We start from the raw sequence: 21,957 nt of genomic DNA on the forward strand, positions 1-21,957 counted from the left end.
CGGTGCCCGGCCGGCAGTACCCCCTACACCGCACCGGCAGGAGACCGAGCATGAAGACGATCCCGTTCTGGATCGACACCGCCGATCCGTTCCCCGACCGCTCCGGCAAGCCGCTGCCCGAGGACAGCGACCTGGTGGTGATCGGTGGCGGCCTCACCGGCCTGTCGACCGCCCTGCACGCCGCACGTAAGGGCGCCCGCGTCACCCTGGTGGAGAAGGGCCAGGTCGGCTCCGGCGCCTCCGCGCGCAACGGCAGCATGTGCAACCTGGGCTTCACCATCGGTGTGCGCCAGGCCATTCGCCGCTACGGACTCGAGCGGGCCCGCGAGATCTACAACTCCTACGGGAAGGCGGTGGACACCGTCGAGCAGTTGGTGGCCGAGGAGTCCATCGACTGCCAGTTCCGCCGCGTCGGGCGCCTGGGCGTCGCCCACCGCCCCGCACACTTCGCCCACAAGCAGGCCCAGCAGCGCGATCTGGCCCGCTACTTCGGGCACGAGACCGAACTGATCGGCAAGGCCGAGCTGCGGTCCGAGATCGGCTCCCACGCCTACCACGGTGCCCTGCTCGACCCGCTCAGTGCCGGACTGCACGTCGGCCGTTACGTACGCGGCATGGCCGACGCGGCGGAGCGCACCGGTGTCGAGATCCACGAGCGCAACGCGGCGACCGGAGTGCGGCGCGGCCCGGGCGGCCGGTTCCAGGTCCTGACCGAGCGGGGTGCGATCGACGCCGGGCAGGTCATGATGGCCACCGACGCCTACACCGACAAGTCCTTCCCCTGGCTGCGCCGCAAGCAGGTCTGTGTGGGCAGCTTCATCATCGTCACAGAGCCTCTCGGTGAGGAACTCGCCCGCGAGATCATCCCGCGTGGCCGCCTCATCGTCGACTCCAAGAACATCGGCCACTACTTCCGGCTCACCCCGGACAACCGGCTGATGTTCGGCGGCCGTGCCCGCTTCGCACCCTCCGACCCCACGTCGGACAAGAAGAGCGGAGCCGTGCTGGCCCGTGAGATGCGCGAGGTCTTCCCGCAGCTCGCACGGACCACGGTGGAGTACGTGTGGGGCGGCTCGGTCGGCTTCGCCATGGACCGCATTCCGCACGCCGGGCAGACGGACGACGGCGTGTACTACTCGATGGGTTACGCGGGACACGGCGTGCAGATGGCCACGCACATGGGGCGCGTCATGGCAGAGGTGATGGACGGGCACCCTGATGTCAACCCGGTCCGCGGGCTGGCCGCCCCCCGCATCCCCCTCTACAACGGCACCGCGTGGTTCCTTCCCTTCGCGGGCGTCTACTACCGGACGCTGGACCGTATCCGCTGACACGCCCCCCTTCACCCCCGGCCGTCCGAGTCACCCCCGGCCGTCCGAGTCCGGCACACCACCGAGCCCGCCGCACACCGCGACCCCCATGGCGGCTGTCAGCCACGAGCGGCGGCACTCCACGCCGGGCAGGCCGGCATCGCGCCGGTCGTCGTGGCGCACGGCCGCCGGCCCATGGCCTGCCGGCCCACGCCCCAGGCGCCGCAGCCGTCGGCGCCCGCGGCCCGCATCTCCGACCGGCGAGACTGTCCGCCCCAGCCGGGCGGCGACAGGCGGAGGGCCACGCGCCGTGGCCCGGGGCGGCTGCCGTGACCGTCACCGCACCCTTCCGCATCCCGATGCCAAGGAGCACCCATCATGACCGCCACCGTCATCCAGGACGTTCCCAAGCAGCTCCACATCGCCGGGACCTGGCAGGACGCGGAGTCCGGCCGCACCCTGCCCGTCGACAATCCGGCGACCGGAGAAGAGTTGTGCCCGGTCGCCGACGCCACCCCCGCCGACGGCCTGCGGGCGGCGGAAACGGCGGTCGCCGCCCAGCCGGCCTGGGCCGCGACACCGCCCCGAGAACGCAGCGAGATCCTGCGCCGCGCCTACGAGATCATCATCTCCCGCACCGAGGAACTCGCCCTGCTCATGACCCTGGAGATGGGCAAGCCCCTGGCCGAGGCCCGCGGAGAGGTGGCCTACGCCGCCGAGTTCTTCCGCTGGTTCTCCGAGGAAGCCGTTCGCGTCGACGGCGGTATGGCGCTCGCCCCCGACGGCAGGAACCGCATCGTGGTGACACGCCAGCCCGTCGGCCCCTGCCTGCTGATCACCCCCTGGAACTTCCCGCTGGCCATGGGCACCCGCAAGATCGGCCCGGCCGTCGCCGCCGGGTGCACCATGGTCCTCAAGCCCGCCCCGCAGACCCCGCTGTCCACCCTCGCCCTCGCCTCGATCCTCGCCGAGGCCGGGCTCCCGGACGGCGTCCTCACCTTCGAGGACGAGGACGAAGTCGTCGCCGCCGCCAACGACACCGACTGGGGGCTGGTCGGCTACGTCTTCACCCGCGGCCTCGACCGCGCCCTGCGCGTCAGCGAGCGCATGGAGACCGGCATGGTCGGCCTCAACACCGGACTCGTCTCCAACCCGGCCGCGCCCTTCGGCGGCGTCAAGCAGTCCGGCCTGGGCCGGGAGGGCGGCCGCGTCGGCATGGACGGATTCCTGGAACACAAGTACCTCGCCATCCCGACCGGAGCCTGACATGCCCGACCGACTCGTCGTCCTGTACCGCGGCAATCTGCCTCCCGCCACAGGACTCATCGAACGGCTCGCGGACACGGTGTACGCGACCGAGGAGGAGCTGCCCCTGCTCCTCCCGGGCGCCGACGCCCTCCTGGCCTGGGTCACGATCACCCCGGCCGTCCGCGAGTCGTGGCCCGACGACCCGCAGAAGGCCCCCCGCTGGGTCCACGCGGCCGCCGCGGGCGTGGACTCCTTCCTCTTCCCCGCCCTCGTCGACGACCCGGGCGTCACGTTGACCAACGCGCGCGGCGTCTACGACCGGGCGGCCGCCGAATACGTACTCGGCCTGATCCTCGCCCTGGCCAAGGACTTCCCCGGCACCTGGGAACACCAGCGCCGCCGCGAATGGCGTCCACGTCCCAGTGACACCATCACCGAGCGCACCGTTCTGGTCTGGGGCACGGGGCCCGTCGGCCGCGCCATCGCCGGACTGCTGCGCGCCGCCGGCATGCGGGTCCGCGGTGCCGGGCGCTCGGCCCGCACCGAACACCCCGACTTCACAACGGTGCACGGCCCCGCCACGCTGGCTTCCGCCCTGGCCGAGGCCGACTACGTCGTCCTCGCCGCGCCCCTCACCAAGGACACCCGGGGCATGGTCGACGCGTCCGTGCTGGCGGCGATGAAGCCCGGGGCACGGCTGATCAACGTCGGCCGGGGCGCCCTCGTCGACGAGAAGGCGCTCATCGGCCACCTCGCCGACGGCCGGCTCGCCGGTGCCGCCCTGGACGTCTTCAACCAGGAGCCGCTGCCCGTCCAGTCACCCCTGTGGGACATGCCCGGTGTGATCGTCTCCCCGCACACGGCGGGCGAGACCACCGGCGAGAGGGAGGCGCTCATCGAAGTGTTCCTCGACAACCTCACCCGCCACAGCGAGGGTCGCCCGCTGCGCAACGTCGTCGACAAGCGGCGAGGGTACGTGGTGGACGAGCCACACCCCGGCTGATGCGCGGAGCGTGGAGCTGTCCTGGCCGGCGAGTTGACCGTCGGGGGCCGCATCAGCGGCTGTGGGGGAGGAGCTGCCTGGCGGCTCTCTGGGCCTCCACGGAGTACCGGGTGTCGTTCGTTATCGGATGGGGCGGCGACCGGTGCGCTGGGACCAGCGCACGGCGACGAGGCCCAGCGCAGCCACAAGGACCACGATGCCGATGATCAACAAGTAACCCAACCCCTCCACCACCACTCCGATGATTCCCAGCACGACGGCGACCAGAACGAGAAACAGCAAGAGGGCCATGACGCGTATGCCTTCCTTGGGCGGCTGAGCGCGGGCGATCTAGCGGCGCGCGAGCTGCCGCTCGCCGCCTGCGCCCGTTTGGTAGGGCATGTCGTAGTGCTGGAAGATCGCTTCCTCTGACTCGGCGGGCAGGATGTCGTCCATACCGAGTGAGGGTGCTTTCTTCACCAGCGTCTTGGTGTGGGAGACCTTGACGTAGCCGGGCCCGAGGATCGCCTCGTCGAGGGGTACGAAGGCCAGGTGGCGGCGGGTGGGGAGTCCGGTGCGGATCGTGGCCATGGCCGGTTCGTCGGTGGTGGTGTCGACGTAGACCGCTTCGAGTACGCCGATCTTGTGGCCCTTCGGGTCGACGACGCTGCGGTTGCGCCACTCGCGGATATCGGCTGCATGGATCATGGTCTGCCTCCTGAGCCGTTGATCAGGGCCGGTGCGAGCCGCCCCCCGTGGACAGTCGCAGCCCACTGAGCTCGGTAGCCTCTTGTTCTTCCAGGTTATCCAGGAATCTCTGCGTCGCGCCCTCGCGGCAAGGGTTTCGACCGCCGGTGAGGATGCCGAGCCACACCAAGGGCAGGCCGAACACGGCGAGGGCGGCGCCTCTTCGTCTCCGCCACCACCACGCTGCGGCGCGAACCCTGGCAGGTGGGGTCGTGGCCTCGCTGATCACGACGGTGAACATGGCTGCTTTCTTTGGCTCTCGGTTCGCACGTTGGTCTGCTTCATTTCCGTCAATTCCTGTCGGTTCATTGAGCGTTGAGGCCGACCGGGTGGTGTCCGCGCGACGTGGGTACCACCCGGGGCGTTTGCGGTCAGCGCCTGAAAGCGTCCTTGGCCTTGTCTACGGCCCGCTTCAGGCTTCCGGAGACCCGGTCGGTCCTGCCTTCGCGCTGCAGTCGCCGATTGCGGGTGGTCCGGCCGATGCCTTCGGTGATCCGGCCCTTGAATTCCTGTGTCTTGTGCTTGATCGTCTGTGCGACGCTCATGACTGTCCTCTGTGTGTCGGTTGGAGGGGCTCCCGGGCGTGATCGCCGTACAGGCCCGTCGTTTACGCGGGGTGAGATCGGGCGTGGAGTGGATTACCTGCGCCCGCGGCTGTACCGGCGGCCACCGCTGCGCCCGCGCATGGCGAAGCCGACGATCCAGAGGACCAGCAGGACGGCCGCGACCCACCACAGGATCTGCATCGTGAAGCCGAACCCGAAGACCACCAGGATCAGCAGAAGGAGAAGAAACCAGAACATCGCCGGACCTCCAGTTCGCGGGGATTTCCTTGATTCCGCGGGGTCCGGGCGAAGCGGGAAGGTGGAATGCTGCGCCCGAATGATCCGGAGTGGCATAGCCCTACGCCGTGCTGCCAGTCAACGCCCGGCATCCTCCCTTGTCAACGCAGCGTCGACACTGGCGAGGTCTTGGAGTTGGGCAGGGGCCGCTGGGTGAACCAACCTCGGCGAGGGCTTCGACCGGCCCGGCCGGCGCTGTCGGCAGGATGTGGTCCTCCCACCAGGACAGGCCCAGCACGGTGGCGAGCAGGACGAAGGGGGTCGAAGCGGGAACGATCAGCGCGTACATGTGTACCGCCTGGTGTGGGATGTGCGCGACGCGGCGGGCAGCAGATCGGTGCCCGCCCGGGGTGCATCGGGTGTGCCGGGATCGCGTGACGATGGGCGTGTGCGGGAACGGCCTCGCTCGTGACGCGGCGGGTTCCGGCACCGATGCGCAGGGTGCGCCCTCTGGGGAGCGCGTTGGCGGTGCGACGCTGCCGGGGGCAGGGGCGGCATGTCCCACGCTAGCCCTCGCAGCAGTTCCCCGACAGGTGTCAAGTAGCCATCCATGCCGGGCAGGAGCGCTGACGTCGCACGGTATACGCAATCTTCGGGGAGCACTACGCTGTGGGGTGAGGCCCCAGTCCCCGGTTTCGATGCTGTATCCCGCTCCCGGGGAGGCCCTCCGTGTTCGTCCTGCTTCTCGTCCTCATCGCGGTCCTGTTCGGCTTCGGCTTCCTCAATCCCATCTGGTGGGTGGCCGTGGCGGCGCTGGTCTACGCCGTCACCCGCCACGGCCGTGATCGTGGCGGAGGCCGGAGCCGTAGCGGCAGTTCCGATCTCGGGGACTACCGGGACTACCGGGAGCGCCGGGATCGTCGGGAACGCTGGGACCGCCGCTACAGCCGTCAGAACCGGGCGCGCTGGCGGCGCGAGGACCGTCGGGACCACGAACACCGCAGGTGACCTGTGGAGCGGACCGGCAGCCACCGGCTCCGGGACGGCTCCAGCCAGGCCGGACGTCGAGATCGTCGAGAGGTGCATGCCATGCAACGCACAACCGTGATCCAACAGGCGTGGCGGGATCTGCGGGCCGCGGCCACGTGGGGGAACGCGCCTGCGGGAGAGGACGTCGTCGCACTGCGCGCCGAGAACGATCAGCTGCGGCAGGCGTCGGCGGGCTGTACGGTCATCGACCAGGCTGGCGGCATCATGATGGTCCTGACCCCCTGCCGCCGCGGGGCGGCCAGGAACCTGCTGGTGGATGTCTCACGGCAGTGCGACGCCGGACTGCCGGAGGTGGCCGCGGCCCTGGTCGCCGCCTGGGAGGGCAAGCCGCTCCCGGAGCGGATGCAGCGGGCGCTACGTCGTACGCTGCGGCGATTTCACGCGGAGAACCAGGGGTGCGACTCACGACCCTCAGGCCAGTCGTCCAGGTAGGGAGAGGCCATGATGCACGCAGCCGACGTCCGAGAATGGCGCAACCGCGATGTCGTCGACGCCGAGTCGCACAAGATCGGTGTCCTGGAGGCGGTCTATGTGGACACCACCACCGATGAGCCGGCCATGGCCACGGTACGGACCGGACTGCCCACCCGGCACCGTCTGGTCTTCGTACCTCTCGATGACGCGATCGCCGGGCCGGACTATCTCAGGGTCGGTTATGTCAGAACGCTGGTGAAGCAGGCCCCTTCGATCGGCACCGACGACGTCCTGCCCGTCGAGCAGGAGGAAGCGATCTTCAAGCACTACGGACTGGCCTACAAGCCCGGTGCGGCCGGAGAACGGCAACTGGCGCGCCGCTGACCACCTATGGACGGGATGACTGCCCTGTGAGGTACGGACCATGGACCAGGTGACCACGCCCCGTGAAGAACAGCGGCTGTTGACGGCTGTGCCTCCGGCGGAGGACGCGGCTCTGCTGGCCGAGGTCGTCGAACTGCGCGTCAGAAACGAGCAATTGGGGCGGGCGCTGGCGAGCCGTGCGGTGATCGACCAGGCACGCGGCATGGTGATGGCCCTGGCGCCGTGTTCCAACGACCGGGCCTGGGACCTCATGGTGGACGTGTCGCAGCACTGCAACATCAAGCTCCGTGACGTGGCCGCGGCCCTGGTCGCCACGACGAAGGACCGGACGCTCCCGGAACCGATACAGCGGGAGCTGCGCCGAGCACTGACGCGCCTCCATGCGGCGGACCGGAGATGACGGCGCACGCGCCCAGCGGACGGCACCGGGAGCTGTGAGCTCAACTCTCCCGTGCCTTCGTCCAGGACGGCCGTCGGACGCCTCTGTCGTGTAGCCCGCCTCGGGATCTCAAACACCCAAGCCCTGTTTGAAAGGGGGCGCTGCGGGAACCCGCCAGATGTGCTTCAGACCGGAGGCACGCCCGTGGGAGCAGCTGTCGCTGCTCCCAGTGCGCTGCGGTCCGACGGCTCCCATGGTGAGCGACGCCACCGATGAGGGAGACACGTGCCCATGCCGTACGCACGCACACAGAGCCCACGAAGCACATCCCCCTACGACGACGCCCCGGACACTGATGCCGCGTTCCGCCGTATCGCCGCCCTGCCGGACGGCCCGGAGAGGACCGCGCTGCGGCAGGAGGTGGTGTGCGCCTGGGCGCCGATGGCCGTGCGGCTCGCCCGGCGCTTCCGTCACCGCGGTGAGTCCTTCGAGGACCTCAAGCAGGTCGCCCGACTCGGCCTGGTCAGGGCGGTGACCCGCTTCGACCCGAGCCGCGGCACCGCCTTCCCGAGCTTTGCCGTACCGACGATCGTCGGCGAGGTGAAACGGCACTTCCGGGACCACCTCTGGGGCGTGCACGTGCCGCGACGCGTACAGGAGCTGCGCGGCCGGGTGCGCACCGCCGGCAATGAGTGCGCTTCGCTCTACGGTCGTGAACCCTCCGTCCGCGAGATCGCCGCGCACACCGGCCTCACCGAGGCGGAGGTACGGCTGGGCGAGGGGGCGCGGGAGAGCTTCACCGCGGTGTCCCTGGACGCCGTACCCGGCCGCTCCGAGCACAGCTACCCACTGACCGATACTCTCGGTGGCACGGAGCCCGGCTTCGACGTGATTGTCAACCGTGAGGCGCTCCGCCCGCTGCTGCGGGCGCTGCCCGAACGCGAACGGCAGATCCTCTACATGAGGTTCTTCTGCGAGATGACGCAGGATCGCATCGGCCGGCAGTTCGGTCTCTCGCAGATGCACGTCTCCCGTCTGATCACCCGCACCTGTGCGCGCCTGCGCGACCAGGTGATGGCCGAGGCCCACGATCGCAGAAGGACCGTGTGACGACGTCCCGGGTGCACGGGGGCGCCGTACGGCCAGGGCGCGGTGTGGGCCGTTCCCTGTCGCCGGCGGTGCCCTGCGGACAGGGGCGATGCCGTTCGTCCACATCCAGACGATCGCCTTCGCTCTGCGGACGCCGTTCATCGAGCAGGAGTTGGACCAAGACCAACACCGAGCTGACGCGAGCGATCCACGTCATGACCGGAACTCGGGGCGGCTGCACCATCGTCTGATCGAGGACGGTGCAGCGCAGTAACGGCCCCCCCGCCAGGGCGTGGGTCAGGACCCCAGCCCGGCGAGGGGTTCGGAGTCGTCGATGAAGGCGCGGGCCACGTCGGCCAGGCGCCGGTTGTGGGCGCGGGCGTAGCCGCGCAGCGCGCTGAACGCCTGTTCCATGTCGATGCCCTGGCGTTCGGCGAGTTTGCCCTTGGCCTGTTCGATCAGCACCCGGCTGTTCAGCGCCGTCTGCAGTTGTTCGTTGAGCACCGTGCTGCGGTGGGCGGTGCGTTGTTGCAGCAGGCTGATGGTGGCGACGTCGGCCAGCGCCTGAGCGATGAGTGTGGCGGGCGGGTCGAAGGGGCCGGGCGCGGCGCGGAAAAGGTTCAGGGCGCCCACGGTCTCGTCCCGCAGGCGCATGGGCAGGGCCTGGACGGCCCCGAATCCGCTGCGGTGGGCCACCGTGACGAAGCGCGGCCAGCGATCGACCTCCCGGGTCAGGTCGTGGATGACCACCGGCGCGCCGGTGCGGAAGCAATCGAGGCAGGGGCCTTCGTCGTTCTGGAGCTGGAAGAGCTCCAGCAGGCGCACCTGTTCGTCGGAGGCGGCCATGACGCGGAGTTTGCCGTCCCGGTCGGCGAGCAGCACCCCGGCGGCGCTCGCGTCGAGCATGCCGACGCAGCGGTCGGTCAGCAGGCGCAGGAAGTCGATAAGGTCGAAGTCGGCGACCAGATTGTCGGCCAGCTCGACGAAGGTCTTGGCCAGAAACTGTTGATCCATCGTGGGCACCCTCGATTGAGACTAGTCCCTGCCTGAAGGGGCGGGAAGTACGGCACGTTTCTCGGTCGGCACCGATCGGTCAGGTTTCCTCATCGGCCTGGTCCGGCTCCGCGTCCGGTGAGAAACGGAGCCGACGGGCCACCACGTCCGCGGCCACGTCGTCGAGCTGGCGTCCCTGCGCATAGGCGTACGCGCGGAGCCGGACGAAGGCTTCTTCGATGCCGACGCCGAGCTGGACGGTCAGGATGCCGCTGGCTTGGTCGATCTCCGCTCGGTACGCGCCAAGGTCCTCGACGGGGCCACGGCGCGGTCCGCCCGTCTCGTCGATTCCCGCGGCGAGCAGCACCAGAGTCGCGAGATCAGCGAACGCCAACGCGTCCGCCAGTTCCTCTGCGTTCAACCGGACCGGAACGTGGGCGTACAGGTCCAGAACTCCCGGGCTGATCGCTCCCATCTGCAGAGGGAGCGCGAACACCGCGCGTGCCCCGGCTTCCAGCGCCGCCTCGGCGAACACCATCCAACGGTCCTGCAGGCCACGGGTGAGCAGATCGGGTGTCAGTACGGCCGAGCCGTGCAGGAAGGCGTCCACGCAGGGCCCCTCGCCCAGCGTGAGCTGGAGCTCTTCCAACCGCTCGCTGATGTCGTCGGTGCTGCACAGCGGGTGGCTCGGCGCGGCCTTGGACATCGCCGACAGCCCGGCCCCGCCGACCGGCAGCGCGGCCACGGCCGCGGTGCACACGTCCACCACACCGACCCGGGCACCTCGTCGGGCCGCCTCCTCGGCCACCAGCATCCGAATGCGGGTCGACCGGCTGTCCCAGCTGTCAGGGCCCACCCGGGCCACCGCCTCCAGGCGTCGTGACAAGGCCCTCCAGCCTCGCCGTGGTGCGTTCGCCGACGGGAAACACCAGCGCGCGGAACGTGATGGGACCGGCCGGCCTGCGGAACTCTCCGATGTCCAGCCACCCCCAGGAGCGGAGCGCAGCGGAGGTTGCACGATCGGCCCGGTCCACCAGCATGGCGCCGAGTGACGCCTGGTGGTCGGTCAGCAGCCGCTCCTGCACACGACGGGCGAGGCCCCGGTCCTGCGGGTGCGGCCGGATCAGGATGTCACCGAACGCGAAGGCCCTGTCGGACACCGTGAGTTGACCGATGCTGCGCGGCAATGCTCCGTCGAAGCCGAACCACCAGGAGCCGTCGCCGCGTACCGGGAATCCGAAGGCGCATCCCATCAGTCCGTCCATCTCGGCGATCACCATGCCGAATCCCGGTCGGCGCACGTCCGTGGTGAGACGGTTCAGGAAGTTCTGGCGGCCGGGACGGCGGTATGGATCACCCGGCGCCGTTGCGCGGGACTCCGCATACAGATCCGCCAGATCCTCACACAGGCCCTCCACCAGCCAACGGTTCGGCCGACGCAACCGCACCGGAGCCATGGCTGAGGGCTCGCCGTCCCCCGGATTCCGTGACTGTCCCCGCCCAGGTTCGGCCGTCATCGCACATCTCCCGAGAGAACAGGTGGTGCAAGCGGAACGGACCGGTGCGGCGGGGCCGGAAGGGGAGCGGCCGGGGTGTCCCCGAGGGGAGGTGGCAGGTGGCCGGGTGGAAGGCCGAGGAGCAGGAACCCGCAGTCGGCGAGGTCGAGAATCCGAGCCAGCATCGTCGGCGGGTAGTGCAGTCGCAGGGTCCCACCGGCCACGGTGGTCTGCTGCGCAGCGTGGAGGAATGCGTTGAGTCCGCTGCAGTCGCAGAAGGTGACGGGGGTGAGGTCGACGTCGATGGTGCGGATACCGTCCCGCAGGCACCGCTCCAGGGACGCGCGCACCAACGGCGCGGATTTGAGGTCGATCTCACCGGACAGGGTGATCAACGCCCGTGTCCTTCGGTCATGGCGGTGGACGGTGAGCTGTGAGAGGGGCATGACGCCTCAGTTCGGAAGACCATCCGGCAGCGGCACGGTGAGCCGGAGTTCCGGCCCCCTGGGCGCGCTCCCGGCAGGGGCGTATTTTCGGCGGAGGCAGAGCAACGGCCGGTCCGACAGCCTGCGCAGCCGGACAGAGGACCCACCCAGTTCCCTCCAGGGATGCGCCGGGTGACAGACGAAGAGTCCGCACCCCGCAGCCATCTGTGTTCAGCAACAGCGTGCCGCCGGGGTCTGGGACGTCTACACACCAGCGTAGTCGTCGCGTCGTGTGACGGACGGTCCGAAACAGCCCAATCCCAGGATATGGACGGTGCAAAAAACGCGGTGGCCCGGCCATGTCCGAGGCACCGCACGGTATTCGGAGGCGAAACGCTCAAGACGCCCGAGTGGGCAGCCCGTGCACTGCCACCCCGGCACGGAGGAGCCCTGCACGCGCCTGGGCACGATGCTGCCGGCGGCCACGTGCAGGATGTCCTCGTTGAGGGCGTAGTCGAAGCTGTCGCCTGCGACGTCGTAGGCGGGCTCCAGGATTCCGGCCACCGCGACCTGCGGGACGGACATCGCCAGCGGCGGCAGCAGGGACCACTGGATCTCCGCGGCCACGCTCATCGGTTCGCGGCGCCGGGCGAGGAAAGAACTGATCGGTGTAATTGTGCTTGGTGACCAGCATGTCGGCGACCAGGCCGGCGAGCCTGCGCAGCAGCCGCCGGTCGTCGTCATCGACGGTGTCCAGGGTGAGGGCCATCACGCCCACCTGGTCGCTGCCGTCCAGCAACGGCAGGTACATCCGGACGCCGTCGCCCTGCGGCACCTCGACAGTGGTCGCGTGCAGAAAGGCTGTGTCGGCGGGGAGTCCCCGATCGGCTCGGGCTCGCCGACCATCAGCCGCCGGCCCGGCAACGGCACCAACACCAGCTGGCCATAGTCCTGCAGCAGGATCGAGACGTCTCGGCCAGCGACCCCGGCCACCTCTTCCGCGATCAGCGGGGCGATCAGGTCCCTCGCTCTCCAACGGCCCGGCGTACCGACTGGCGATGCCTGCTTCCTTGGCCAGCCGTTCACGTGTCCACCCGCGGTCCTCCCGCAACGCACGTACTCGCTGGGCGAGCGCACGGGCGTGGTCGTGGGGAGGCGCTGAGCGATGACCTGCCATGTGCGGTGTTCCTGACGACCGTCGGGGGGCCGCACGGGTGTTCCTACGAGCCCTGGATTCGTGAACGCACAGGTCCGAGGGCGCATGAGCGCCGCTCTTCCTGCGGTACTGGAGACTGCTCTTGGGAGAAGCTGACCAAGATCTTCTCCCAGATTTCTCCCAAGCGATCTCCAGGAACCACTCAGGGGCCTGATCCACCAAATGGATCAGTTCCCTGACCTGGTACTTCACTGTCGGGGTGGCGGGATTTGAACCCACGACCTCTTCGTCCCGAACGCGATCAGACCCCCTTCTGACGTCGCTCCGGGGTAACTGATCTGCTCCTTCACCTCCGCCACAGTCCATTACTGTCCGCGATAGTCTTGGGGCGGCTACCTCGTTCGGCCCCCCGTTTGGCCCCCGGTCTTGTTCCGGCAGAGCGAGATTCCCGCACTGTCCCGTCTCAAACGATCTGGCCCCGGGCGAGACCTGTGACCTGCGGCGGCCAGATCAATTGAGACGTGGGGAGGCTGGGATCTCGGTTGATTCGGTCCTGGGCCTGTCGATGCCGGATGTTGTCTCAGCTGATCTGGTCCGGCTCCGCCGTTTTCGAAGTGATACACGCTTGGGTCGTCAGCCACGACTGGCAGTCCATGAAGACCCCGCGCTGAAGGTCGTGCGGGTGCGGAACGCTGACCACGCGAGCGAGGCACTCCCCGGCTCGCCCATTCCAGCCCAGGGCCGGCGTGGCCGTGGGACGCCGATCCGATTTCGTACAGCAGGCACGGGTCTGTCACCCGGCCCCGGGCTCAGCCGCGTCACTGTAACCCGCTTGTAATGTCATGTACTTGACGGTAGCTCGCGTTCAGCGCAAGGGTGCCGCCCATGGTTTACAGAGGGGCACACGTGAAGAAGCGCACGCTCGGGATCTCTCTCGGGCTGGTGATGGTTTTAGGAGTTGTAGGGGCGTACGGGGTATCGAACTCGGCGGATGCCGCGCCTGTGAAGAAGGACGGGCTGTGGTTCGACGATCTGGCCGCCGAGGTGTCGGTCGACGGCACCCGGTTCGTCGACGGACACGGGCGGGAGGTCGTGCTGCGCGGCTTCAACGTCTCCGGCGAGGTCAAGCTGGAGGAGAACGGCGGACTGCCGTTCGCGAGCACCGCCGACGCGCGCAAGTCCGCCAAGGCGCTGCGCGAGATGGCGGGCGCCAACTCCGTACGGTTCCTGCTCTCCTGGGCGAAGGCGAACCCCGAGCCGGGCAAGGTCGACGAGAAGTACCTTGCCGCGGCCACCGCGCAGATCAAGGCCTTCCTCGACGCCGGGCTACGGGTCTACCCGGACTTCCACCAGGACCTGTACTCGCGCTATCTGTTCAACAAGGGCAGCTGGTACCAGGGCGACGGGGCCCCCAAGTGGGTCGTCGAAGCGGGCGGTTACCCCAAGGAGAACTGCGGCATCTGCGTCCAGTGGGGCCAGAACATCACCCAGAACAAGGCCGTCACCTCGGCCCACCGCGACTTCTGGCGCAACCGCGAAGTGACCACCTCGGCGGGGAATTTCAAGATCCAGGACGCCTTCCTCGACACCGCCGAAGAGACGATGAAGTACATCAAGGGCCATCTGCCCGCCGAGTCCTTCAAGCTCGTCGCCGGTTTCGATCCGCTGAACGAGCCGCACGCGGGTACCTACGACTCGGGCGAGACCAGCAAGTCCTGGGAGAAGGACCGGCTGTGGCCCTTCTACCAGAACTTCCGTGCCCGTATGGATGCGGCGGGCTGGCAGGACAAGCCTGCCTTCGTCGAGCCCAACCTCTTCTGGAACTCCAACATCTTCTTCGCCAAGCAGGAGGGCGGACTGCAGGGCATCGGCACGCTCGGCTCGCGCTATGTCTTCAACACGCACTTCTACGACCATGCGGCGATGTCCGGCATCTTCATGCCCGGCAAGGCCAGCGACGGGCGGTACGTCGACGACTTCAGGAAGATCCGCGACCGGTCCACGGCGCTGAACACCGCGTCGATCGTCAGCGAGTTCGGCCACCACCTGTCCGGCTCGGTCGCCGACAAGGCCCCGACCGTGCTGAAGGGCATGTACCAGTCCCTCGACTCCCGGATGTCCGGCGCCGACTGGTGGAAGAAGGCCGCCGAGTCCGGCCCCGTACTGTCCTCCACCCAGTGGCAGTGGGACATCTACAGCGGCCGCCACCACGAGTTGAAGAACGACAACCCCGACAAGGTGCTTACGGATCACGATGCCTGGAACGACGAGGACCTGTCCTCCGTCGCCCTCGACGACTCAGGCACGCCGGTGCTGCGGCAGGACGCCCGGCTGATTGACCGCCTCTACCCGGAGGCGGTTGCGGGCCGGACGCTCGCCTTCACGTACGAGGACCGCTCGCGGGACGGCAGCAAGACACTGACCTGGAACCCCGTGCCGTCGAGCATGCCCAATGTGGCGCAGCTCGTGGGCGAAGGGCAGTACGGCGTCCTGGTGTGGCGCTCCGACAGCGGTACCGAAGCCCCCACCGAACTCCATCTCCCGGGCGGCTTCGCCTCCGCTTCCACCACCGTCGTCTCCGACCTCGGCACGGTCACAGGCCTGCCCGCGTACTCCTCGGACACGCCCATCGCGGCAGCTGCGGAGACCGGCGGCACCGACGCGCGCCGTCTCCTGCTCACCACGCCGGGCGGTTCCGCCCTCCACTACGCCCTGGTCACCAACGGTGCGGAGAAGCCGTCCCCGGACCTGCGGGCCGCGGCCCAGAAGGAGCTGGCCGCCTGGGTGGCCGCCTCGGGCTTCACCGGCTGAACCACCCGCGCTCTCGTGCGGCTCCGTCCGCGCGGGAGCTGCGCGGGGAATTCTGGGCACGAACAGCACGCCCGGTGGGGACAGCCGCTCCATCAGCACTTACGTACGACACGGTGTCGCGCAGCACAGCGGCATCGAGGGGACCGAGGGCCTCCGTGGCCACCGGCTCGGGGAGCCACGATCCGTCGGGCACCGCGAGTGCCCGACGCAGCCCCGGACACGTTCTCGTGATGTCGGGACCCGGGGCGGTCGCCTTTACCGGGGTGTGTCGGCATCAGAGGCGTGCAAGCGCTCTGCGTGACAAGGCTGAGAAGCGCGGCTGGCAGCACGGGCCGACAACCTGAGCGTCCCTGCAGAAGCGCGTCGTGCTGACTGACGGACCGCGCTCTTGGGCTCGTTGCGGCAGTTTCCTGGTCTGCCGCAACGAGCGGACCGCTCATCGGGGCATGAAGCCAGGCTTATGTTCAGCGAGTGAGTGAAGCCGCGCTAGTGTCCTGCGCCCCTGGCTCTGAGCTATACAGGCGCCGCATCTCGCCAGCGAGTTCGCGACTGGTCATGATGAGCGACGGAACCGACTGACGGTCCCCTTCGAGAGCCCGCTCACCCATGATGGGTGCCTGCTCCAAGTCGCCCTCACGCGCCCCCGCGACTCCGAGCGTGACCCGCTTCCGCGTTGCGCATTGGTGAACGCTCGGTGCCGTCGAAGTCTGTTCCCGCCCTCAGCACCTCTTCGGCGAGCGTGCGCGCAAGCTTGTCTTCGCCGACGAGGCGGTAGCAGTCCATCGCGTAGAAGTCGAACTTGGCCGGGTCCACCACGAAGTGGTTGTCAAGGTTCTCGGGGTACGGCATCCCTTCCAGCAACCGCCGCCCCTTGTCCAAGGCCACCTCGACTTGCCGGCACCACCGCCGCTCCGGCGTCATGTGGCGCTGCGTGGGCGACGGCTCCAATCAGCAGGTACAGGAGTTCCCCTCGTTCTGCGGAGTCGCAGTCGCCGGGCTCGGCTCGCTGCCGGACACGATCCTCACCCGCTCGGTCATCGTCCGCATGCGCCGACGCGCGCCCAAAGAGCGTGTCGAGCCGTTCCGTCAGCGCATCCACGAGAAGGAGGGACACTCGCTGCGTGACCGGCTCGCCACCTGGGCGCAGTCCGTGCGCCACCGGGTCGACGGGGTGTTCCCGGAACTGCCGGAGGGCATCAGCGACCGGCCCGCAGATGTGTGGCAACCCCTGCTCGCCATCGGGGACGCGGCGGGCGGCGCGTGGCCGGAGCGGGCCCGCGCTGCCTGCATCGAGCTGGTGAACGCGGCCAAGACCAGCGACAAGGGCAGCATCGGCATCCGCCTGCTCACCGACCTGCGCGACTACGTGTTCAACGGCATCGACCGCCTGCCCACCGTAGCCATCCTCGACAGGCTGCACTGCCTCGAAGAGGCGCCGTGGGCGGACATGAGCGGCAAGCCGCTCGTTGCCCGCGGGCTCCCCCGGATGCTGCGGGAGTACATGACCGCGGACAACACTCCCATCGCGGCCCGCAACATCAAGGCAGGCGGGAGCGTCATGAAGGGCTACTACGCGAGCGATCTGCACGACGCGTGGCAGCGCTACTGCCCACCCCCCGCGGAAAGTGCGCTACTTCCGCTACCGGGCAGCGGTTTTTGGCAAGACGAAGACCGAAGTCCGCCAGAAGATCCGGGACTTGAAGAAGGAGCTGCAGACGGGCGTCAAGGCGCCGGCCAACTACACCGTGGCCGACGCGGTGAACGACTGGTTGGAGCGCGGGCTGAAGGGACGCGACGAGAAGGGCACCATCGGCAAGAACCGCTCGATGGCGAACAAGCACCTGATCCCGTTCACCCACAAGGCCAAGCTGAAAGAACTCAGCGCGGACGATGTCGACGACTGGTTGGACGACAGGGCCGAAGTCCTCGCGACGCGAAGCCTGCGTGACCTGCTCGCCATCCTGCGCCGCTCCATCGCGTACGCTCAGCGCAGGGACAAGGCCGCGCGGAACGTCACCCTACTCGTCACAGCACCCGAGGGGCGGCCCGGCCGTCCGAGTAAGGCGGACCCCTTCGCGGATGAGCGCCTGTGCCGGTGTCCAGAGCACCGGCTGCTGACCAGGGGAAGGGCTGTCGGGTCGTCCGCACCGGCTGCCTCGGCACCAGAAGGGAACAGCGCCCTCTGCCGACCGCATGGGCTCGACAGGGGCGCTGTGATGGCCGCGATGCCGTGATCAGACTCCGTCGTCCGCGGCTGCCGCGCCGCCGCCCGCCGCGCCGCCGCCACCCGCGCCGCCGCCCCCGCCGCCTGCCGAGGAAGTCGCGCCGCCGATGCCGAGCTGTTCTGACACGGCCTGGAGAATGCTGGTGGTGGCCTGGTTGTTGTTGTTTGAGGTTGGGAGATTGTTGTTGTTGGGTGTGTTGTTATTGTTGTTGTTCACAAATACCGGGATGCCCCGCTGGCAGCCGTTGACCTCGTTGTCACTGCCGAAGTTGTAGATCACGCAGTCAGGAGCGCGGTCGTGAGCACCATGCCCCCGGTGGCCATGACCGTCGTTCGCGCTCGCGACACCGATTCCGGCAGCGAAGACGCCGCCTGTGAGTGCCAGTACGGCTGCTGTAGTGCGAGCCTTGATCATCATGTGAACCTTTGTTCGCAGACGAGAAGGGAACCGACCGCTGACGTCGTCCGGATGCGGACAATGGGCAGCAAACGGGAACTATAGGGCGGAAAAGCCTCAAGCAAGGTGAACCTGATGCCCATCGGCGTGTTGCGCGAGGTTTCCGCCGCTGTCGCAGGCAGTTCAAGCGCCCGGCCCTCAGAAGTTCCTCAACTTACGTTCACGGATGGGCACCTGCCCTGGTACCCGACGCACGACCTCTGAGCAGGGGGAGAGCCGTCGTCATCTGGCGTCGTCTGTCGTCGTTGGCCGCCCTCGCACGGCCCACAGACGGCCCAGTGGGGGCCCTCGATGCGAACTAAGGGCGGGGCGGTCGCTGAGGTCTGCCAGGTTGGTCAAGTGGTTGCCTGTGGGCAAGGACCGTTGACCGCGGTCGCGTCCTCGCCGGAGTTCCCGGTGTTCCCCTCTGGTTGCCGCCCTATCGGGCACGTAGGGGGCACGGACGGCTGCTTGCGCGCCGTTACGGCGATGGGGCCGCCTTCCTGCGCCGAGCGAGCCGACGCCGGGCCACCTCGAGGCTGTTCAAGACCAGCAGCGCTGCTCCCGCGACGGCCCAGCCCACGGAACCTCCGTCGCGGTAGGTCTTGAGTCCGACCGCCAGCAACAATGCGCCTGCCACCAGGCCCATCAGGTCGTGGAGGATGTCCGCCCATATCATGATCTTTGAAGGATGATCACGCCTGATCGTGACAGGCGAACGCGCCCGCTGCCAAGGGCAAATTCAGTGCCACGACCTGCGCCTTGGACACGCGGTCGGCGTAGCGACTTTGGCCGGGAGCTGCTTTGGCGCGAGTGATCATGGCCCCGTAAGCTTCCGGCGCGTCGGGCAGTCTGTGGACCTGCCCGGTAAAGCACGACGTTGGGGCCATGATCTTCGAGGCTCGCGCCAAAGTGGCTGGCTAAAGTCGCGGAGCCGACCGCCCCAGCCACAGCGGGGTTTCTCTTCTCGCCCGCATGCACGCAGCGCGCCGTCGGGCGCGGCCAGCCGGGACGAAGGCAGGAGGCAGGCCACGCCGCAGAGGCGGCGCGCGCCCGCGCCGTGCGCGGGCCTTGATCCACTCCCCATTCACTCCCCAGGGGCCCTATGGAACGAGTCAGGGCCGGTTTCCCATGAAGGGAAACCGGCCCTGACCTGGTGTTCAGCTGTCGGGGTGGCGGGATTTGAACCCACGACCTCTTCGTCCCGAAGCAACTTGGGTGTGCGGCTGGCCTTGGGCCGGTGCGCCTCTCACCTGCTGCGATGGTGCGCAGGTGTGCGCGGTTGTCCGCCGCTGTTCGTGGGCGTTGTCACGCAGTTAGACACTCAAGGGCCTTGCGGCTCCGGCTGCTCACCGCCCCAGGGATGGTCACTCGGCGGCCAAACGCCTGCGCCTACTGGTTGATCGGGATCTCGTAGACGATCTCGCAGTGAGCTGCGGGCACGACGATGTCCGCCGTCTCGACGGGGCGCCCGTCGTCGCTGTAGTACGTCCGCCGGATGTGCGTCACGAGTGCGGCCTTCTGGATGCCCAGAAGTGAGGCCTCCTCGGCGGTCGCCTGTCGCGGCTCCGGCTGTTCCACGGCGTGGCTGACGGTGACACCGATCGTGGCCATGCGGTTCACGACACCGGCCCCGGCGTGCGGGCCTCCCTCGGGGAGAACGATGAGCGTGCTCGCGGTGAGGTCGTACGGCTCCCAACTCGTCGAAAGCTGCACCGGCCTGCCGTCGGCCAGGAACTCGTACGACGTCCTGACGCACAGGTCGCCCTCGGTGATGCCCAGCCGGGCCGCGATGTCGGCCGGGGCCGGCACCTTGGCATCGGTCCTGCTCTCCCAGTCGCCTTGCTTGCCCAGGGCCTTCATGTCCGCACGGAAGGGCGACTTCTCGGGCTGCTCGCGAGCGGAGGACCGGACAACCCGCACTCGTTGCCGGGGCTCGGCGACGTAGGTCCCCGACCCGGCGCGGCCTTCCAGTACGCCCTGGGAGATCAGCAGTTCCTGCGCCCGGCGGACCACGTTCTCGCCGACGCCGAACTCCTGGCCGATCTGAGCGCGCGACGGCAGCCGGTCCCCCGGCTCCCACACGTGCTCCGCGATCCGCCGCCGGAGTTCGTCGGCGATGCGGAGGTAGGGCGGTTGCTCAGACATATGGAAAATCTAGTCCACTAGCTCTAATCTAGTTAACTAGCTTCACTCAAAGTGATCGCCGGTTAACGGAGGCTGCCCTGTGCCCGCTTCGGGAGTCCGCGCGGCAGCCATCGCTGCCCGACTGTGCGACCTCGGGCTTCCTGCGCGCCTGGAGGAGCACGACCGGCACACCTCGGTCGAGGCGGAGGTGCCTGAATCACTCCCCGCCGACTTATGGCGGGAGGTCCTGAAGGCTGTGGCTGAGGCCGACCGGTTCGGACTCCTCGCCACCAGCCTGAACGACCGCACCCTCTGGGCGGTCGTACGCAAAGCGGTCCCCACGACGGGCGATGTCGGGGGACCGGGCCATCAGCGATAGGAGCTGACCAGCGTGCTCAACCGTATCCGCCGTGCCGCCTCGCTCACCAGAGCGCGGTACTTCCCCAAGGGCAGGCACCGTCGGCCCTTACGGCCGTCTCGGCCGACACGTGCTCCCGCTTCTGCTGCATCCGCTGACGAGTCGACGGTCGTCCTGGACCACGCTCTCGACGGAGCGGGTCACTGGCAGCCGCTCCGGGGTGAGGACACCGCACTTGTCCGTCCGTACGTTCTGGTTCACGAAGAACGCGCGCGACGGCACCCGACGGTTGTCATCGCTCCCCATCTGCCGACCGACGCCTGGTCGACTCTCCTGGGGGTCCACTGATGCCCTCGCAGCGACAGACTCTTGGCACTGACACCTCGTACCGCTCGACTGCCTGCCAGATCGGCACGCACCGCGCCTGCGCGGAGTCCTCTCCGGAATCGGCGCCGGTCGACCTGCCTTTGATCTACGAGGCTTGCGACTGCCTGTGTCACTCGGCGCCTTGTCAGTCCGGGCCCGGGAGTCACGCGGTGAGCGAGTCGGCATCCACCGGCACGCCGGCACCGAACGCCGAGATCACCGAGAGGCTCACGCAGGGATGACGGCACAGGACGAACTGAGGCTTCTCCCGTGGGCGGGGCCGGATGGCAAACCGTGCTACTTGAGCACCGATGACCAAGGCGGCTACGTCTCCCGCCTGGCGGACCACATCGAGGCGTTCCAACTCGGTATGGCGTCCCAACTGCTGGAGCACTCATGTCAGGTGCTCGACGACGAGACCAAAGACCCGGAGGAGCTGAACCTTCTTGCTGCCCAGCTGACCAGCGCACTGCGAGACGTGTTGCGTGTAGCGACTAGCCGCGGACGTAGTCCCGTCGCGCCTCAACGCCCCTGAGAGGAACGGTGCTGCTCAGCCACAACTGATCATCGGCGGCCGTGACCTGTGGCCGTCTAATCGATCACCGCTCTGACCAGCTGCTGAGCTGTCGGCAGCTGTCGACGTTGGTCAACGCTGAGCGCCCTTCCACGGTCCGAGGACGGCCCGGGAGGGCGCTCGAGCGTTGGGGGAGGCCCTGGCCGCCTCTGGCAGGGGCTTCGCTTCCCGGCGGCTGGTCAGGTGCTTAGAAGATGCGGGCAAGCCCCTCTGGCTGGGCGTGGCAGCCCCGCGTTACCTCCGTGACGAGTTGCCGGGTGTCGTCGCCGTCCGCGCGCGTTGCCGTCAGCGTTGCCGTCACTGCCGTCGGCGTATTGGTGCGAACAGGTTCTGGACGACAGACTTGGAGTGACGGCTTAGAAGGCGCTTTGTGGCTGCGTCCCGACCTCCTCTTGGCCTGTGACTGTTCCCCAACTGAGCCGCTGGCCGGTAGAACTTCGCCACGGATTCGACACGTAGTGTCCTGATGGAAGATCACGAACAGGAGGCGGCGTCGGGCTCAACTGCCTGATTGACGCCAATGAGGAAGTTTCATCGTGATTCGTGCAGGTCAACGGCCCTGGCGTGACGGGTGGTTGGGCTGCTCGCGCATGTCACGAGCGTGAT

24 protein-coding genes and 2 pseudogenes are annotated in these 21,957 nt (G+C 68.4%); 13 read left to right on the forward strand and 13 right to left on the reverse strand.

Annotated features, from left to right (window positions below; translation table 11 throughout):
* Positions 1 to 50: 50 nt before the first annotated feature.
* From H8R17_RS28250 to H8R17_RS28260, 3 genes are all read left to right on the forward strand, one after another.
* Complete coding sequence (locus H8R17_RS28250; RefSeq protein WP_187826049.1) at positions 51 to 1,331, forward strand: FAD-binding oxidoreductase; 1,281 nt, start codon at positions 51 to 53, stop codon at positions 1,329 to 1,331.
* A gap of 357 nt (positions 1,332 to 1,688) precedes the next feature.
* The gene (locus tag H8R17_RS28255) at positions 1,689 to 2,576 is read left to right on the forward strand and encodes an aldehyde dehydrogenase family protein (RefSeq protein ID WP_187826050.1); all 888 of its coding nucleotides are present in this window, start codon (positions 1,689 to 1,691) and stop codon (positions 2,574 to 2,576) included.
* Between the two features lies 1 nt (position 2,577).
* The gene (locus tag H8R17_RS28260) at positions 2,578 to 3,561 is read left to right on the forward strand and encodes a D-2-hydroxyacid dehydrogenase (RefSeq protein WP_187826051.1); all 984 of its coding nucleotides are present in this window, start codon (positions 2,578 to 2,580) and stop codon (positions 3,559 to 3,561) included.
* 120 nt (positions 3,562 to 3,681) lie between these two features.
* On the opposite strand, the gene H8R17_RS28265 is transcribed toward H8R17_RS28260, so the two are convergent.
* From H8R17_RS28265 to H8R17_RS28280, 4 genes are all read right to left on the reverse strand, one after another.
* Entirely contained in the window at positions 3,682 to 3,852 is a 171-nt protein-coding gene (locus H8R17_RS28265; RefSeq protein ID WP_187826052.1) for a hypothetical protein, read from the reverse strand.
* Positions 3,853 to 3,891: 39 nt separating this feature from the next.
* Entirely contained in the window at positions 3,892 to 4,248 is a 357-nt protein-coding gene (locus H8R17_RS28270; RefSeq protein WP_187826053.1) for a PRC-barrel domain-containing protein, read from the reverse strand.
* Between the two features lie 410 nt (positions 4,249 to 4,658).
* On the reverse strand, positions 4,659 to 4,832 hold the full coding sequence (locus H8R17_RS28275; RefSeq protein ID WP_187826054.1) for a CsbD family protein: 174 nt from the start codon (positions 4,830 to 4,832) through the stop codon (positions 4,659 to 4,661).
* 93 nt (positions 4,833 to 4,925) lie between these two features.
* Complete coding sequence (locus tag H8R17_RS28280; protein ID WP_187826055.1) at positions 4,926 to 5,090, reverse strand: hydrophobic protein; 165 nt, start codon at positions 5,088 to 5,090, stop codon at positions 4,926 to 4,928.
* Positions 5,091 to 5,798: 708 nt separating this feature from the next.
* On the opposite strand from H8R17_RS28280, the gene H8R17_RS28285 reads away from it, so the two are divergent.
* The 5 genes from H8R17_RS28285 to H8R17_RS28305 all read left to right on the forward strand — a co-directional run bounded on the left by H8R17_RS28285 (position 5,799) and on the right by H8R17_RS28305 (position 8,406).
* The gene (locus H8R17_RS28285) at positions 5,799 to 6,077 is read left to right on the forward strand and encodes a hypothetical protein (protein ID WP_187826056.1); all 279 of its coding nucleotides are present in this window, start codon (positions 5,799 to 5,801) and stop codon (positions 6,075 to 6,077) included.
* A gap of 81 nt (positions 6,078 to 6,158) precedes the next feature.
* Positions 6,159 to 6,551, forward strand: coding sequence for a hypothetical protein (locus H8R17_RS28290; protein WP_187826057.1), 393 nt, complete (start codon positions 6,159 to 6,161; stop codon positions 6,549 to 6,551).
* A gap of 9 nt (positions 6,552 to 6,560) precedes the next feature.
* Positions 6,561 to 6,917, forward strand: coding sequence for a PRC-barrel domain-containing protein (locus H8R17_RS28295; protein WP_187826058.1), 357 nt, complete (start codon positions 6,561 to 6,563; stop codon positions 6,915 to 6,917).
* A 40-nt stretch (positions 6,918 to 6,957) separates the two neighbouring features.
* Positions 6,958 to 7,317 carry an ANTAR domain-containing protein gene (locus tag H8R17_RS28300; protein ID WP_187826059.1) on the forward strand — a complete coding sequence of 120 codons (360 nt, stop codon included), beginning with the start codon at positions 6,958 to 6,960 and terminating at the stop codon, positions 7,315 to 7,317.
* Positions 7,318 to 7,587: 270 nt separating this feature from the next.
* Positions 7,588 to 8,406, forward strand: coding sequence for a SigB/SigF/SigG family RNA polymerase sigma factor (locus H8R17_RS28305; protein WP_187826060.1), 819 nt, complete (start codon positions 7,588 to 7,590; stop codon positions 8,404 to 8,406).
* A gap of 276 nt (positions 8,407 to 8,682) precedes the next feature.
* On the opposite strand, the gene H8R17_RS28310 is transcribed toward H8R17_RS28305, so the two are convergent.
* From H8R17_RS28310 to H8R17_RS28330, 5 genes and pseudogenes are all read right to left on the reverse strand, one after another.
* Entirely contained in the window at positions 8,683 to 9,399 is a 717-nt protein-coding gene (locus H8R17_RS28310) for a GAF and ANTAR domain-containing protein (RefSeq protein ID WP_187826061.1), read from the reverse strand.
* A gap of 79 nt (positions 9,400 to 9,478) precedes the next feature.
* A complete protein-coding gene (locus H8R17_RS28315; RefSeq protein ID WP_262505556.1) occupies positions 9,479 to 10,264 on the reverse strand; it encodes an ANTAR domain-containing protein in 786 nt (261 codons plus the stop codon).
* Positions 10,224 to 10,796, reverse strand: coding sequence for a hypothetical protein (locus H8R17_RS28320; RefSeq protein WP_316959550.1), 573 nt, complete (start codon positions 10,794 to 10,796; stop codon positions 10,224 to 10,226). The genes H8R17_RS28315 and H8R17_RS28320 overlap by 41 nt, the downstream gene beginning before the upstream one ends.
* A gap of 95 nt (positions 10,797 to 10,891) precedes the next feature.
* Positions 10,892 to 11,320: an STAS domain-containing protein gene (locus H8R17_RS28325; RefSeq protein WP_187826063.1), complete on the reverse strand. Its 429-nt coding sequence runs from the start codon at positions 11,318 to 11,320 to the stop codon at positions 10,892 to 10,894.
* Positions 11,321 to 11,779: 459 nt separating this feature from the next.
* Positions 11,780 to 12,319, reverse strand: a pseudogene (locus tag H8R17_RS28330) (serine/threonine-protein phosphatase); the annotation flags it as partial.
* Between the two features lie 1,021 nt (positions 12,320 to 13,340).
* Between H8R17_RS28330 and H8R17_RS28335 the strand changes: the two are divergent.
* On the forward strand, positions 13,341 to 15,266 hold the full coding sequence (locus H8R17_RS28335) for a glycoside hydrolase family 5 protein (RefSeq protein ID WP_262505558.1): 1,926 nt from the start codon (positions 13,341 to 13,343) through the stop codon (positions 15,264 to 15,266).
* Positions 15,267 to 15,899: 633 nt separating this feature from the next.
* On the opposite strand, the gene H8R17_RS47490 is transcribed toward H8R17_RS28335, so the two are convergent.
* Positions 15,900 to 16,187: a hypothetical protein gene (locus H8R17_RS47490; RefSeq protein WP_262505561.1), complete on the reverse strand. Its 288-nt coding sequence runs from the start codon at positions 16,185 to 16,187 to the stop codon at positions 15,900 to 15,902.
* On the opposite strand from H8R17_RS47490, the pseudogene H8R17_RS28345 reads away from it, so the two are divergent.
* Both H8R17_RS28345 and H8R17_RS28350 read left to right on the forward strand, forming a co-directional pair.
* Positions 16,168 to 16,911 (forward strand): annotated as a pseudogene (locus H8R17_RS28345) (DUF3631 domain-containing protein); the annotation flags it as partial. The gene H8R17_RS47490 and the pseudogene H8R17_RS28345 sit on opposite strands and share 20 nt — an antisense overlap.
* Complete coding sequence (locus tag H8R17_RS28350; protein WP_262505562.1) at positions 16,892 to 17,500, forward strand: hypothetical protein; 609 nt, start codon at positions 16,892 to 16,894, stop codon at positions 17,498 to 17,500. The pseudogene H8R17_RS28345 and the gene H8R17_RS28350, both read left to right, overlap by 20 nt.
* Here the strand turns inward: H8R17_RS28350 and H8R17_RS28355 are convergent, their stop codons facing one another.
* The 3 genes from H8R17_RS28355 to H8R17_RS28360 form a co-directional block, all read right to left on the reverse strand.
* Positions 17,501 to 17,908, reverse strand: coding sequence for a hypothetical protein (locus tag H8R17_RS28355; protein WP_223125550.1), 408 nt, complete (start codon positions 17,906 to 17,908; stop codon positions 17,501 to 17,503).
* Between the two features lie 499 nt (positions 17,909 to 18,407).
* A complete protein-coding gene (locus H8R17_RS45845) occupies positions 18,408 to 18,605 on the reverse strand; it encodes a hypothetical protein (RefSeq protein ID WP_223125551.1) in 198 nt (65 codons plus the stop codon).
* Between the two features lie 713 nt (positions 18,606 to 19,318).
* Complete coding sequence (locus tag H8R17_RS28360; protein WP_187826065.1) at positions 19,319 to 20,074, reverse strand: GntR family transcriptional regulator; 756 nt, start codon at positions 20,072 to 20,074, stop codon at positions 19,319 to 19,321.
* Positions 20,075 to 20,153: 79 nt separating this feature from the next.
* On the opposite strand from H8R17_RS28360, the gene H8R17_RS28365 reads away from it, so the two are divergent.
* Both H8R17_RS28365 and H8R17_RS28370 read left to right on the forward strand, forming a co-directional pair.
* On the forward strand, positions 20,154 to 20,432 hold the full coding sequence (locus H8R17_RS28365; protein ID WP_187826066.1) for a hypothetical protein: 279 nt from the start codon (positions 20,154 to 20,156) through the stop codon (positions 20,430 to 20,432).
* 583 nt (positions 20,433 to 21,015) lie between these two features.
* Complete coding sequence (locus H8R17_RS28370) at positions 21,016 to 21,312, forward strand: hypothetical protein (protein WP_187826067.1); 297 nt, start codon at positions 21,016 to 21,018, stop codon at positions 21,310 to 21,312.
* Positions 21,313 to 21,957 lie beyond the last annotated feature (645 nt).

The sequence above is a fragment of the Streptomyces sp. TRM68367 genome, assembly GCF_014495685.1.
In the GTDB taxonomy this organism is placed as follows: Bacteria; Actinomycetota; Actinomycetes; order Streptomycetales; family Streptomycetaceae; genus Streptomyces.